The sequence below is a fragment of the Mycobacterium persicum genome (assembly GCF_002086675.1).
GTDB classification, from domain to species: Bacteria; Actinomycetota; Actinomycetes; order Mycobacteriales; family Mycobacteriaceae; genus Mycobacterium; species Mycobacterium persicum.
The window spans coordinates 1-12,952 of sequence record NZ_MVIF01000067.1 but is presented as its reverse complement, the minus strand read 5'-3'; the positions used below and the strand labels follow the sequence as shown (position 1 = coordinate 12,952).

The window sequence follows — 12,952 nt, the reverse complement described above, 5'->3', positions numbered from 1 at the left end:
GGTCCTTGGAGAGCCAAGTCATCACCTTCCACCCCGAGGTCACGCCGCAGCCACGCCAAATAATCCTACATCCAGCGGAAATAGCATTCTCATAGCCAGCACATCGCCGGTTTAACGCAACCGGTCTTTGACCACCTTGCCGGTGGCATTGAGCGGAAGCGCGTCGACAAACTGCACCGAGCGCGGCACCTTGAACCCCGCCATGCGCTCCCGGCACCAGCTGATCAATTCGTCGGCACTGACAACACCTTTGCGAACGACGAACGCTTTGCCCACCTGCCCGAGCCGGTCGTCGCAAACACCGATCACGGCGGCCTGCGCGACCGCCTCATGCTCGAGCAGGAAGCCTTCGATCTCAGCGGGATAGGCGTTGAATCCGCCCACGATGAACATGTCCTTCTTGCGGCCGACGACGCGCAGCCGACCCGCTTGGTCCAGGCTGCCCAGATCCCCGGTGTGCAGCCAGCCCTGGTCGTCGATGGCCTCAGCGGTGGCGACCGGGTCGTCGAGATAGCCCTTCATCACGTTGTACCCGCGCACCAGGATCTCGCCGTCGTCGGCGATGCCGACCTCGATGCCATCGCAGGGCACGCCGGCGGTGGTCGCGATGTCCTCGAACGAATCCTCGGGCCGCGACAGCGTCACGGTGCCCGCCTCGGTCAGGCCGTAACCGGTCATGAGGGTCTGGAAGGGCAGCTCGGTGCGCACCCGCCGGATCAGCTCCACCGGAATGTCGGCGGCGCCCGTCACCCCCGCGCGCAGCGACGACAAATCCCGCTCACCCTGGGCCCCGAGTAGCGAATGATACAGTGTCGGCGGTCCCGGCAGCATCGTAATCCGTTCCCGCTCAATCAATTCCAACACCCAACCGAGGTCGAATACGGGCACCGGAACGATCGTGGCGCCCCGGATCAGCGACGCGATGCAACCGGCCTTGTACCCGAAGATGTGAAAAAACGGGTTGACGATCAGATAGCGGTCACCCTGGCGCAGGTCGGCGCGGTCGCACCACTCCGCGTAGTGCCGCAACGTCTGCGCATGGTCCATCAGCACGCCCTTGGGCCGCCCGGTGGTTCCCGAGGTGTAGATGATGTCGGCGACATCTGAGCCGCTGACCGCACGCTCGAAGGGCTTGCCGCTGTCGAGGAACCCCGATTTGACGTCGATCACCGGGATGGCGCCGGGGATAACGAAATCCAGTCCCAGAAAGCCCTTCTCGACGAGCACGGCCTTGGCGCCGCTGCGTTCGATGATGTCGGCCGCCTCGGCCGCCTTGAAGCGGGTGTTGACCGGAACCAGCACGCCGCCGGCCGTCAGCAGCCCGAACGCGGCGATGATCCATTGCGCCGAGTTGGGCGCCCAGATCGCAACCCGGTCACCTTTGTCGATTCCGGTCGCGGCGAACGCACCCGCGGCCCGGCGCACCCGGTCGGTCAGCTCGGTGAACGTGAGCCGCAGCGGTCCGTCGACGACGGCTTCGGCGTCGCCGAACCGGTCCGCCGCGCTGCCGACCATCTCGGGGATGGTTTCCCATGGTGGTTCGTCCCGGCGCCGCGGCGCCGACTGCGTCATACCGAAACGAGCCGAGACAGGTTGCCGCCCATGATCTTTGCCTGATCGTCGACACTGAGGTACTGCAGCGCATCGGCGTAATGTCGCGGTGCCGCGAGCCCTTCCGGATGCGGGTAGTCCGAGCCGTACAGCACGTGGTCCACCCCGATCAGGTCGACGAGGTCCCGGATCCCGTCCTCGTAGAACGGACTGATGTGGATGCGGTTCTTGATCTCTTCGACCGGGTCGCCGCCGGGGAAGCTTTCCGGTGTCTTCTTGTAGACGTCGGCCAACTGTTCCAGCAGCGGGAACAACCACTTCGACCCTGCTTCGATGACCGCGACCTTGAGTTGCGGGAAGCGGTACAACGCGCCGTGAATCACCCAGGACGCCGCCGCATCCTGCACCGGGCGCCACTCGTTGAGCATCGCGAATGCGTTGGTCTGGAAGGGCAGCATCTCTTTGTCGCCGCCGTCCCATTCCGCGGTATAGCGGGCATAGCCGCTGTCCGACGAGTGCATGGCCACCAGCACGTCATGCTCGACGCAGCGCCGCCAGAACGGGTCGAACTCCGGCAGCGCGAACGACCTCGGGCCGCGGTACCCAGGAACCGGCGCCGGCCGCACCAACACCGCCCGGGCGCCGCGTCGCACCACCCAGTCCAGCTCGTCGATCGCCTTCTCCACGATCGGCAGGCTGATCACCGGCACGGTGAAGATGCGGTTCTGATAGTTGAAGCCCCACACCTCGTCCAGCCACTGGTTCAGCGCGTGCACGACCACATGGATGAGCAGCGGGTCGTCGCGCATGCGTTCTTCGACCAGGCTGGCCAATGTCGGGAACATCAAACTGCGGTCGACGCCCAACTCATTCATCAGCTCCAGCCGCGGACCGGGTTCGCGAAAGGCCGGAATCGACCGCATCGGCTCGCCGAAGATCTCCCGGCGGCTCTTGCCTTCCGGGTTTCCCACCCTGAAGTACTCCTCCATCGCCCCCGGACGGGCGACCACCTCGAACGTGGGATTGGGGATGTAGTCGCTGATCTGGCCGCGTATCGCGATCTTGGTCCGCCCCTTCACCTGGACGTACTGGATCACGTTTTGGTACTGCTTGGGCAGGTATTTGGTGAGCGATTCCTCGGTCTCGTAGAGATGATTATCCGCATCGAACAACGGATACGACAGCGCGCCCGACGACATGGAATCCTCCTTCGCGATTTACGAGAATAGTATTCTCTTCACCGGGTTCGCCGCAACGGGCTCCGGTGGCGTGCGTCAGCAGCGTGCGTCAGCAGCGGGCTTAGCAGCGGGCGGCGATCCGGAACTCGGCGGTGGCCGGCTGGCTGGTGGCGGTGTCGAAGCCGTTGGCGGTGCCGCTGACGGTGAACGTATTGTCGGCGAAACTGGTGTGGGCGTCGCCACCGTCGCCATCGGAGAACCTGCCGGTGAAACCGGCGAGATCGCGGATGCGGACCGACTTGGCGGCAATCGGTTGGGCCCATTGATCGATGACCAGCGTCGCCCCGGAGTCGCCATCGCCGACCTCGATCGTCCTGTGCGAGGGAAATCCCGAGCCTTAACGGCGATGCTATTCTCCAAGCAAGAGAATGCCAATATCGCCGCTCGCCCGGAAGCACTGACGCATGGTGGACCTCGAGTTCGACAAGTCGGGTAACGGGTTGGCGGTGCTCACCATCGACCGCCCGCACGCGCGCAACGCCATCGCGCCGGACACCATGGACCAGCTGCAGACGGCACTCGAGGCGGCGGCGGGCGCGAGTGCGCTGGTGATCAGGGGCGCCGGGGACCGGGCCTTCGTGTCCGGCGGTGACCTCAAGGAGCTGAGCTCGCTGCGAACCGAGGAGGACGCCTCGGCGATGGCGAAGCGGATGCGCTCCATCTGCGACCAGCTCGCGGCTTTTCCGGCTCCGGTGATCGCCGTGCTGAACGGCCACGCCTTCGGCGGTGGCGCCGAGGTGGCTGTCGCCGCAGACATCCGGATTGCCGCCGACGACATCAAGATCGCGTTCAATCAGGTGGAGCTGGAGATCATGCCGGCCTGGGGCGGCGCCGAGCGACTGGCCGCGCTGGTCGGGAAGAGCAAGGCGCTGCTGCTGGCGGGCACGGGAACGACGCTCGACGCCATCGAGGCCGAACGGATCGGCCTGGTGGATCTTGTGCTGCCCCGCGCCTCGTTCGACTCGCCGGATCGTGGCTGGCGATCGGTTGCCGCAGCCCTGGCGCGCCACCCGGCGACCGAGATCAAGCGGGTGATCAGCGGTGTTTCGGCTGATGAAGCGATAGCATCCTTTGCACGACTGTGGGTGGCGGAGGCTCATTGGCAGGCCGCGGCGCGAGTGCGCAACCGCACGTCCGGTCCCCGCCGGCCGGCTGGAGGCGCGACATGATCACGACCAGGAGGCAACTGGGTTTCGGCTTGGCGGTTTTGCTGGCGGGCGCGGGTCTGATGGCAAGCACCGGCCGGTCACACGCCGACGACACACCCATGCATCAGGTCCGGTACACCATCTCGGCGAAGCTCCCGATCTACGCTGACATCTATTACCAGGACCAGGATCCCGCCGTCTTTTCCGACTACAGCCACAACCCCTATCAGTTCACACCGAACATCCAGGCCGACATCGCTCCGGGCAGGCCGTGGACCATGCAGGTCATGCTGGCCAATCCCGACCAGTGGGCAATGGTCACCGCCAGCACCGGCCCGGAACCGGGCACACCGATGTTTCATTGCGATCTGGCCGTTGACGGGGTCGTCGTCGTCGCCAAGGACGGTCCCCGCGGCGTGCTCTGTTCGCTGCGCAACTGGTGACTCGGCGCGGCTGTGTTATCCCTCGACCGGCTGCGGCTCACCCTCCAGACGGCGCAGGTAGCGCTCGACCACTTCCACTGTTTCGGCATGTCCGCCCGACATGCCTAGCCCCTGCTCGATCACCAGAAATCGCGAAATACTGGTCATCAGCACCGTCCACACCACCGGCGGCACGTCCTGGGTGTCTACGTGGTAGTGCTGCAGCGCGGCCGTCAACGCCACCCGCTGCCGTTCGCGGAAACGTTCAGCGTAGTAAGCGATTTCGGACCGCATCGCCTTACGATGGTTCGCCAGCGCCATGAATTCCATTGTCATCTTTGCGAACCCGGGCTCGGTGCCGAACCGCCACAGCGCCCACAGCGGTTGCGGCGACTCGAGCGCTCGGTCCTGCACCCGCAGACCGGCTTCGGCGCGACGGCGAAACACCTCCAGGAACAACTCATCCATGGTGCGGAAGTAGTAGTGCACCAATTGCGGCTTCAACCCGGCCTTACCCGCCAGGCGGCGCGAAGTCACTGCCGCATAGCCCTCTTCGAGCATCAGTTGCTCGGCGGCGTCGAGCAGCAGGCCGCGATTCTTCGCGTCCGGCGCCCCGATCCGGCGAGCCGATGTCATGCCCTCACTCCGTATTTTCGATGCCTCGACGTCGACCACGCCGATCGTAGCGATGTCGCCGTGGTGGCCGGGTAGTCCGCCTTGACCATGACATTACCGCCATGCTAAGCAGGTGCTCAGCACATCGTCGGATTCGGGCGGCGGAAGCTATCGCCGCCGAGGGCCCATTCGGCAAACGCCAGCTGCGGGAGGCACGCGCGACATGAGCGACTACCATTCGATCGACTTTTTCACCGACCCGTCGCTGGTCCCCGACCCTTACCCGTATTTCGATTACTTGCGCGGCAAAAATCCGGTGCTGCGGCTGCCGCACTACGGCGTCGTCGCCGTCACCGGGTATGACGAGGCCACCGCGGTCTACAAGGACACCGACTCCTTCTCCAATTGCGTCGCACTGGGCGGACCGTTCCCGCCGCTGCCGTTCGTACCCGAGGGCGACGACATCAACGCCCAGATAGACCAGAACCGCCAGAAGTTCCCGATGTACGAGCACATGGTCACCATGGACCCGCCGGATCACACCCGTGCCCGGTCACTGCTGAGCCGGCTGCTGACGCCGAGCCGCCTCAAGCAGAACGAGGAGTTCATGTGGCGCCTGGCCGACCGCCAGCTCGACGAGTTCCTCGGCAACGGTCGGTGCGAGTTCATCTCCGAATACTCCAAACCCTTTGCCACCCTGGTGATTGCCGATCTGCTCGGGGTTCCGGAAGACGACCACAAAGAGTTTCGCGTCATGTTGGGCGCCGAGCGTCCCGGCGGACGGGTGGGTGGACTGGACCGCGAGTCGGTCGGCATCAACCCGCTGCAGTGGCTCGACGAGAAGTTCAGCAGCTACATCGCAGACCGCCGCCGCCAACCGCGTGAAGATGTGCTGACCGCGCTTGCGACGGCGAAGTATCCGGACGGATCCACACCCGAGATCCTTGACGTAGTCCGTTCGGCCACATTCCTTTTCGCCGCAGGACAGGAAACGACGGCCAAACTACTCAGCGCCGCGCTGCAGGTGCTCGTCGACCGGCCGGTCATACAGCAGCGGCTGCGCGAGGACCGCAGCTTGATTCCGGCATTCATCGAGGAATCACTGCGGCTGGAGAGCCCGGTCAAGAGCGACTCGCGGCTCGCCCGCCGGGCCACCACCGTCGCCGGGGTCGATATCCCGGCCGGCACCGTGGTGATGGTATTGCCCGGTGCCGTCAACCGCGACCCGCGAAGATTCGACAATCCGCACGAGTTTCGCCTCGACCGAAGGAATGTTCGCGAACACATGGCTTTTGCCCGCGGAGTGCACTCCTGCCCCGGCGCACCCCTTGCCCGCGTAGAGGGCCGGGTCTCGATCGAGCGCATCCTGGACCGGATGGCCGACATTGCCGCCGACGAGACCAAACACGGGCCGGCGGACGATCGCCGCTACCGATACGAACCGACGTACATCCTGCGCGGGCTCACCGAACTACATCTCACCTTCACCCCGACGGGTACGAACCGACGCTGACGCGCCTCTCAAGTGACTCCCGAAGAGCGCGCGGCACAGCGGCTTACGGAGTGTGAGGCGTCTTCGAGGCCGCCCGCTCAGACCAGCGTCACAGTGTGGAACCGGTCTCGATCTGCTCGAAGACTTGGAGAACTCGAACGGGATTTGCGCCACTCCGCTGCCGTCGACGGCGTCTACTGCGCCCAATGTGCCTGTGGTGTCCCGCGACAGCTCCCAGGGCACCGACTGTGCGCTGACGGCGTCGAGTGCGCGCCGGCGGCGCCGAGCGTGCCGTCAGGGCGGCCGATTGCGGCGGTTCGCGCCCTACATACACAGTCAAAGGCGTCACCACACACTCGATAGGGCGGCATCACAGTCGACTCGGTGAGCGAAGATCCAATATCGACCTGCCTGGGCAGCCAAGGCTGCGCACCAGGACATCCTTGACCAGCCACATCCGTGGAACGCCAGGAATTTCCGGGCGCGGGCGGACGAACTACGCACCGCTGGAACAGAAACCAATGTGAATGATGTGATCGCCGGACCCTTGACTAGGTCCGCAACTGTCCTGATGGACCGTCATCCCCACCAGATAGCTGCCCAGCAACGCAGCGCCGACAACCAGCACGCATGCGTCCGTCAGGCGCCGCAGCACGGCGGGAGACTGCCTGACTTCCATGAACTCGCGAAAGATGATGCGTACCTTGGCGAGTGCGATCACTATCACGCTCGACGTGACCACCCCACTGGCCTTCGGAGATCCGTCGACAGCGTAATCAAGCCACAGGTACGACAGCGTCAATGACGCCAGCACCACCCAGACGACCAACAGCCGCTTGTTGAATCTGATGTCGGATCACCTCACCACGTACAGCAGGGCGAAAATCAGCACCCAGAGCAAGTCGACGGTGTGCCAGTAGGTGGCGCAGGTCTCGACCAACCGCTGCGATCCCCGAGATCCCCGACCTGTTCGTGTCGGGCCGCACAGCTGATACACCACAACTCCGATGACGACGAATCCGATCAGCAGGTGCACGAAGTGGATACCGGTGAGAAGGAAGTAATACGTGAAGAAGTCGTTAGCGGTCAAGGAATTGCCCATCCGGATCTGCTTTGTCCACTCCAACACCTTGGCGCATAGGAACACCAGGCCGAGGAACGCGGTGAGAAAGGCGTCGGTGCGCGCCGCTCGGTATGCGTGGGCGCGGGCCGACTGGACACATCGTGCCACCGACCAGGAACTCAGCAGCAGAATAAGTGTGTTGAAGACTCCGATACGAAGGTCCAGCTGCGCCTGGGAGCGCAGGAAGAGCTCGGGGCTCTGGGTGCGGTAGAACAGGTAGAAGCTGAAATAGGCGGTGAATACCAGTGTTTCGAACAGTACGAAGGCCCACATGTCCGGTTGGCCGGGGACAAACCTGGGCGGCTTGTTCGCATCGGCGGTCATGGCGCGGCCACCTTCCCGGCCGCAAGCGCGGGCAGCGCCCCGGTACCGAAGTCCTCACGCTGGATCATCCGCCGCAGCAGGACGATGAAAACGCCTGTATAGATACCGAATACGACCATGTTGAGCCACCAGGCGATCTGTCCGTTCCACGCCAAGACGCCGCGACGGAAAATCCAGGCCGGAGAGACCACGATCTCGGTGAGCGCGTTGCAGAGGTTGAGGTAGCCGAACCACATAGGGAAAACCTGGTTCTTGTCGATCAGGATGGCGAGCATCCACACCAGCGAGCCGATCAGGAACACCCCCATGGTCCCGATGAACGACAGGAAACCGAAGTCGTAGAGCCAACCGATCAGTTCTGGATCACGCTCGGGGCGCATCGCCCCCGCCGTGAGCACGATGCACATCAGCATCATTCCGGGAATCGCGCTGAGCGAGTACAACACCAGGTACGAGTATGCGAATGCGGGGCTGACCGACATGCGGCGCATGGAATAAGCGATGAGCGCGTTGCTCATCGTCGTCATACCGGTGATGACGAACATGATGGCAAAGCCGATGACTAACCCAAAGTGGTTGTCCTGGAACCACCGAACGATTATCGGTGTGTCCCATGAGGGGTCTGGCGGGGGCTGGGTGCGGGTCAGCACGAAGAATACCAGGACGAACAAGTTGTAGAAGACCACGAGCGTCCACCAGGCCAGCCGCAACTCGCGCTTGGGGTTTGCCGGCATTGCGCTCATGCGCCGGCCGATTCGTCGGCGCGCTGCCGGGAAACAGCCCGGCCGAGGATGACGGCGGCCACGACGATCCACACCGCGATGGCGATGTTCTTGAGCCAGAACGACAACGCTCCGTCCCACGCCAAAGGGCCGGACAGGGTCAGGCCGGCGAACGCCGCCGGCACCAGCGCCGCGGCGATGAGCAGATTGAAATGGGCCACCCACCGGCTGAATACCGGATGTGACGCATCGTCGAAGTAGATTGCCAGGGCAAGTATCACGCTCTGCCCGATGAGGAAGGGCACCTGAGTGGTGAAGGTAAGCCAGGCCAGATCGTTGAACATCTGAGTCAGCTCCGGATTGCGTTCCGGGCGGAACGCGGCGAGCAACCAGCAGACGTTGGCGATGAGAAACAGAGTGGGTCCGCCGGCCACGCATCCGAGCATGCAGTAGGAAAAGATCGGTGTGCGGTGTGCCATCCGGCGAATCTGCATCACCAGCAGGGTCAGGACCGGGATCAGGCCCACGCAGAACCAGTTGAACAGGATCATGCTGTAGCGGACCCCGGATTGGTTTTCCCGATAGAAGGCGGCCACCTGCTCCGCCGGCATTCTGGGCGACATCGGAGGCGTTAAACCGGGAAACAGCACAAACGCCGAAACCCAGATGATCGCCACGAAAGGCAACGTCCACAACAGGATCAGCTCACCATCGATGCGCCGTGGCGCCGATGGCGGAGCGCTTCGGTGCTCGCCGATGGCGGACATCGGGGACTCCTTCCGGTCCGCGAGTCGTTGGGCGATCGCGGGGTGCGGCTTCTCAGCGAAGCTAGCCGATCGGCTAGCTACGGTCAATAGCCGATCGGCTAGGCTCTCGATGTGGTGAAAACGCCGCCGCCCGGCCAGTTCCGCTTCATCGCGCGCAGCCCCGCGCAGACCCGCATTCTGGATGCGGCGCTGCAACTGATCGCCGAACACGGCGTCGGCGGCACCTCGCTACAGATGATCGCCGACGCCATCGGCGTGACCAAAGCCGCGGTGTACCACCAGTTCAAGACCAAAGAGCAGATCGTCATCGCCCTCACCGAACGTGAGCTCGGTGGCCTGGAGGAGGCGCTGGAGGCCGCCGAAACCCAGGTTCACCAGCCGCGAGCGCGTGAGCTGCTGCTGGAGCGGGTGATCGACGTGGCGGTCGAGCGCCGGGGCGCGGCCAGCACGTTGCAGTTCGATCCGGTCATCGTCCGGCTGCTGGCCGAACACCGGCCGTTCCAGCAATTCATCGCGCGGCTCTACGGCGTGCTGGTCGACGATGCCGCCGAGGACGCCCGGGTGTCGGCGGCGATGTTGTCGGGCGCGATTGCCGTCGGCGTGATGCACCCCTTGGTCGCTGATATCGACGACGAGTCACTGCGTTCGCAATTGCGTCGCATCACCCGTCGGCTCATCGGCGCGGAGTGACCGGGCTAACCCCGCAGAAATAGGCTGAGGACTCCTTCGATTACGTGATCCGTCGGGTGCGATGTTCGACGGCTAGACATTTTCCCGGTTAATATCGAAACCCACGCCAACAAGTTTCCTGGACGCCCTTTCTTACTGCGCCCCGCTGCCTTGCCCAAGCCTCGTTCTTCGTGCCGGCTTGATACGGCGGCGGGCTGCCCCCGGACGGCGGGCGTTCAGCGGCTGTTCGGGCGCACCCGCGTTTGACCGTACCGATCGCCGGTAGAGGTAAACAGTCGGGCGATGCCTTAACCGCGGCACAGCCGCGACACTGTTGACCGCCAAAGTACCGCTACCCGTGTCCAGACTTTGAATAGGCCGATTTACACCGTGGCACATGTACTTTCGCGTATCAACCCGTACGACAGGCGGACCTGTGCGAGCGACCGCAGCCGGCACTTTGCGCCCGAGGCTGGATGTTGATAACGGGTGCTTATCGTGCGATCATCATTAACTATTTGATATCTATCACAGCCGGCGAGATAGTTGCTTCCGATTGGCATTGAGAGACTGATCGGAACAGCGGTCTCGTGAAAGTTTGAGGCGGTCGGGCCGGCTGTTGACAACATCGTGCGCGCCATCCGCTTCAGTCCGAAACGGAGAATTCCCTATTTGAATTAGTGACAACACGTCAAGGTCTTGGCGTTTGATTATCTTGTTCTTGAAGTGGGCATTACTTCATGTTCTAAGAGTTGGCTTCGGCCCAGTTAAATTCTTGGTCGCTCGTGTACCAGCGGTTGAACCTTCTGACCGAAATATATGACGCTATGAGGGAAGTGGAAATGGTCTTTGAATTTTCGTGGCTGCCGCCGGAGGTTAATTCGGCTCGGATGTATTCGGGTGCGGGGTCGAGCTCGTGGCATGGGGCGGCGATTGCCTGGCAGGGGTTGGCCCAGGATCTGACGGCGACGGCGTCGTCGTTTGAGTCGGTGATCGCTGGGTTGGTTCACGGGCAGTGGGCTGGGCCGGCGTCGTTGTCGATGGCGGCCGCAGCGGCGCCGTTGATGGAGTGGTTGAGCGCAGCGGCGGAGCACGCGCAGTCGTCGGCGGCTTCGAGCGCGGCGGCGGCTGCTGCTTATGAGTCGGCGTTTTCGGCGACGGTGCATCCCGGGGCGGTGGCCGCGAATCGGACGTTGGTGGCGACGCTGATTGCCACGAATTTCTTGGGCCAAAACGCTACGGCGATCGCGACGACGGAAAGTGCTTACGCCGAGATGTGGGCGCAGGATGTCAGCGCGATGATCGGCTACCACACCAAGGCGGTGGCGGTGGCCTCGACGTTGACACCGTTGAATGCGCCGCCGGCCCAACTAGTAGGCGGTACGGCGGTTCAACCCTTCCTGCCGGTCACGCCGCCAATCATGCCGGTCACCCCGCCACTGATGCCGGTCACGCCGGTGCATGTGCCTCCGCTGGCTTGGCTGTTTGACGCGATCACGGGTGTGATGTCCGACATACCGGTGTCATCGGTGTTGTCGGTGGCCGAGATGGGGATGTATCCGGCCAGCATGATGATGTCGCCGTTGATGATGGCGATGTCCAGTGCTCGCGGGGCCACCGCCGGGTTGGGTGCTGCCGGGTTCGGTGCTACTGGCGCGGCGTCGCCTCTTGTTGGTGGCCCTGCGTCGTCGATGGGTCTGAGCGGACTGGGCGCTACGGCGGTGTCGGGGGCGCCGATGTCGGCGGCGTTGGGTCAGGCCCACACCATGAGCGCGGTATCGGTGCCGGCAACCTGGCCAGGATCGGTGCCCAGCGGGCTGTCCAGTGCGGCCGTGCAAGGACTTGGATCAACCCCGGCCTCCTTGGCCCCGGCAACCGGATCCGCCGATGCTATGCCGATGATGCCCATTCCCCCCCGGGGTGCGGGCTCGACTGCGCCGCCACCCGGCGAGGTAAGCAGCCGCGGCGGTGTCGGCGCCGGCGCGCCGACGCTGGCCATCGCCCACAGCGTGATCCCGCACGCCGGCATCGGATAAGCATCCGACTGCGGCGCATACACGTTGCCCCCCAACGACACTGGTAGACCCCAGGAGAGTCAGCTGTGCCATTCGTAACCATTGTGCCGCAGGCATTGGAATGCGCCGCAACGGATTTGGCCGCCATCGGTACGGCGTTTAGCCAGGTCACCGCTGCTGCGGCGATCCCGACCACCGGGTTGGCGCCGGCCGGCGCCGATGAGGTATCGGCGACAATGACAGCCCTGCTGGCTCACCAAGGCCAGACCTGGCAGGCGCTCAGCCGCGACTACGAATGGCTGCATCAGCAATTTGTCGACCTGCTCAACGGCAGCACCCTCAAGTATTGGACCACCGAGGTCGACAACGCCGCCCAGAGTGCCCTCAAGGGCGCCAATGCCGACAGCCAATGGCTGGTGGGGCGCCCGATCATCGGCAACGGCGTCAACGGCCTCAATGGGACCGGCCAAAACGGCGGCAACGGCGGATGGCTGTGGGGCAACGGCGGCAACGGCGGATCCGGCGCCGCCGGCCACAACGGCGGTAACGGCGGCGCAGCCGGCCTATTCGGCAACGGCGGAGCCGGCGGAGCCGGCGGCGCCGGCGCCAACGGCGGCCACGGCGGCCACGGCGGACTCCTTATCGGCACCGGCGGCACCGGCGGCACCGGCGGCACCGCGACCATCGCTGGCGGTGCGGGCGGCAACGGCGGCAACGGCGGAGCAGCCGGCCTCATTGGCAACGGCGGCAACGGCGGAGCCGGCGGAGCGGGTAGCCACGGCGGAGGTGGCTCCGGTGGCTCCGGTGGTGCCGGTGGCTCCGGTGGTGCCGGTGGCTCCGGTGGCGCGGGCGGCCTGCTGTACGGC

Annotated in this window: 12 protein-coding genes and 2 pseudogenes; 7 read left to right on the top strand and 7 right to left on the bottom strand. The window is 64.4% G+C overall.

Features of this window, described 5'->3' with window-relative positions:
* Positions 1–111: 111 nt before the first annotated feature.
* Positions 112–1,572 carry a FadD3 family acyl-CoA ligase gene (locus BST40_RS18780; RefSeq protein ID WP_075549024.1) on the bottom strand — a complete coding sequence of 487 codons (1,461 nt, stop codon included), beginning with the start codon at positions 1,570–1,572 and terminating at the stop codon, positions 112–114.
* Positions 1,569–2,750, bottom strand: coding sequence for an amidohydrolase family protein (locus BST40_RS18775; RefSeq protein WP_075549025.1), 1,182 nt, complete (start codon positions 2,748–2,750; stop codon positions 1,569–1,571). The genes BST40_RS18780 and BST40_RS18775 overlap by 4 nt, the downstream gene beginning before the upstream one ends.
* Between BST40_RS18775 and BST40_RS31820 the strand changes: the two genes are divergently transcribed.
* The 3 genes from BST40_RS31820 to BST40_RS18760 are packed head-to-tail and all read left to right on the top strand — an operon-like array spanning position 2,749 to position 4,380.
* A complete protein-coding gene (locus BST40_RS31820) occupies positions 2,749–3,225 on the top strand; it encodes a hypothetical protein (protein WP_240316501.1) in 477 nt (158 codons plus the stop codon). The two genes, BST40_RS18775 and BST40_RS31820, sit on opposite strands and share 2 nt — an antisense overlap.
* Entirely contained in the window at positions 3,194–3,958 is a 765-nt protein-coding gene (locus tag BST40_RS18765; protein WP_075549026.1) for an enoyl-CoA hydratase/isomerase family protein, read from the top strand. Before BST40_RS31820 ends, BST40_RS18765 begins: the two co-directional genes overlap by 32 nt.
* Before the next feature lie 59 nt (positions 3,959–4,017).
* Positions 4,018–4,380, top strand: a complete 363-nt coding sequence (locus tag BST40_RS18760) for a hypothetical protein (RefSeq protein ID WP_240316692.1) — start codon at positions 4,018–4,020, stop codon at positions 4,378–4,380.
* Here BST40_RS18760 and BST40_RS18755 read toward each other — a convergent pair.
* Positions 4,296–4,995: pseudogene (locus BST40_RS18755) on the bottom strand (TetR/AcrR family transcriptional regulator). The gene BST40_RS18760 and the pseudogene BST40_RS18755 sit on opposite strands and share 85 nt — an antisense overlap.
* Before the next feature lie 202 nt (positions 4,996–5,197).
* Between BST40_RS18755 and BST40_RS18750 the strand changes: the two are divergent.
* Complete coding sequence (locus BST40_RS18750; protein WP_083155088.1) at positions 5,198–6,487, top strand: cytochrome P450; 1,290 nt, start codon at positions 5,198–5,200, stop codon at positions 6,485–6,487.
* Positions 6,488–7,040: 553 nt separating this feature from the next.
* Here the strand turns inward: BST40_RS18750 and BST40_RS18745 are convergent.
* The 4 genes and pseudogenes from BST40_RS18745 to BST40_RS18730 all read right to left on the bottom strand — a co-directional run.
* Positions 7,041–7,316, bottom strand: a pseudogene (locus BST40_RS18745) (cytochrome C oxidase subunit IV family protein); the annotation flags it as partial.
* A 6-nt stretch (positions 7,317–7,322) separates the two neighbouring features.
* Complete coding sequence (locus BST40_RS18740; protein ID WP_083155086.1) at positions 7,323–7,913, bottom strand: cytochrome c oxidase subunit 3; 591 nt, start codon at positions 7,911–7,913, stop codon at positions 7,323–7,325.
* Entirely contained in the window at positions 7,910–8,656 is a 747-nt protein-coding gene (locus BST40_RS18735) for a hypothetical protein (RefSeq protein ID WP_089025221.1), read from the bottom strand. The genes BST40_RS18740 and BST40_RS18735 overlap by 4 nt, the downstream gene beginning before the upstream one ends.
* Positions 8,653–9,402, bottom strand: a complete 750-nt coding sequence (locus BST40_RS18730) for a hypothetical protein (RefSeq protein WP_083155084.1) — start codon at positions 9,400–9,402, stop codon at positions 8,653–8,655. The genes BST40_RS18735 and BST40_RS18730 overlap by 4 nt, the downstream gene beginning before the upstream one ends.
* A gap of 177 nt (positions 9,403–9,579) precedes the next feature.
* Between BST40_RS18730 and BST40_RS18725 the strand changes: the two genes are divergently transcribed.
* The 3 genes from BST40_RS18725 to BST40_RS18715 all read left to right on the top strand — a co-directional run.
* Entirely contained in the window at positions 9,580–10,092 is a 513-nt protein-coding gene (locus BST40_RS18725) for a TetR/AcrR family transcriptional regulator (RefSeq protein ID WP_083155100.1), read from the top strand.
* An 821-nt stretch (positions 10,093–10,913) separates the two neighbouring features.
* Positions 10,914–12,107: a PPE family protein gene (locus BST40_RS18720; RefSeq protein ID WP_075549038.1), complete on the top strand. Its 1,194-nt coding sequence runs from the start codon at positions 10,914–10,916 to the stop codon at positions 12,105–12,107.
* A 65-nt stretch (positions 12,108–12,172) separates the two neighbouring features.
* Positions 12,173–12,952 (top strand): PE family protein (locus BST40_RS18715; protein ID WP_142276760.1); only part of this gene is annotated, 780 nt, incomplete at its 3' end.

Coding starts and splice junctions, on each gene's coding strand:
- BST40_RS18780 (WP_075549024.1), bottom strand. CDS start 1,572: ATGACGCAGTCGGCGCCGCGGCGCCGGGACGAACCACCATGGGAAACC.
- BST40_RS31820 (WP_240316501.1), top strand. CDS start 2,749: ATGGAATCCTCCTTCGCGATTTACGAGAATAGTATTCTCTTCACCGGG.
- BST40_RS18775 (WP_075549025.1), bottom strand. CDS start 2,750: ATGTCGTCGGGCGCGCTGTCGTATCCGTTGTTCGATGCGGATAATCAT.
- BST40_RS18765 (WP_075549026.1), top strand. CDS start 3,194: ATGGTGGACCTCGAGTTCGACAAGTCGGGTAACGGGTTGGCGGTGCTC.
- BST40_RS18760 (WP_240316692.1), top strand. CDS start 4,018: ATGGCAAGCACCGGCCGGTCACACGCCGACGACACACCCATGCATCAG.
- BST40_RS18750 (WP_083155088.1), top strand. CDS start 5,198: ATGAGCGACTACCATTCGATCGACTTTTTCACCGACCCGTCGCTGGTC.
- BST40_RS18740 (WP_083155086.1), bottom strand. CDS start 7,913: ATGACCGCCGATGCGAACAAGCCGCCCAGGTTTGTCCCCGGCCAACCG.
- BST40_RS18735 (WP_089025221.1), bottom strand. CDS start 8,656: ATGAGCGCAATGCCGGCAAACCCCAAGCGCGAGTTGCGGCTGGCCTGG.
- BST40_RS18730 (WP_083155084.1), bottom strand. CDS start 9,402: ATGTCCGCCATCGGCGAGCACCGAAGCGCTCCGCCATCGGCGCCACGG.
- BST40_RS18720 (WP_075549038.1), top strand. CDS start 10,914: ATGGTCTTTGAATTTTCGTGGCTGCCGCCGGAGGTTAATTCGGCTCGG.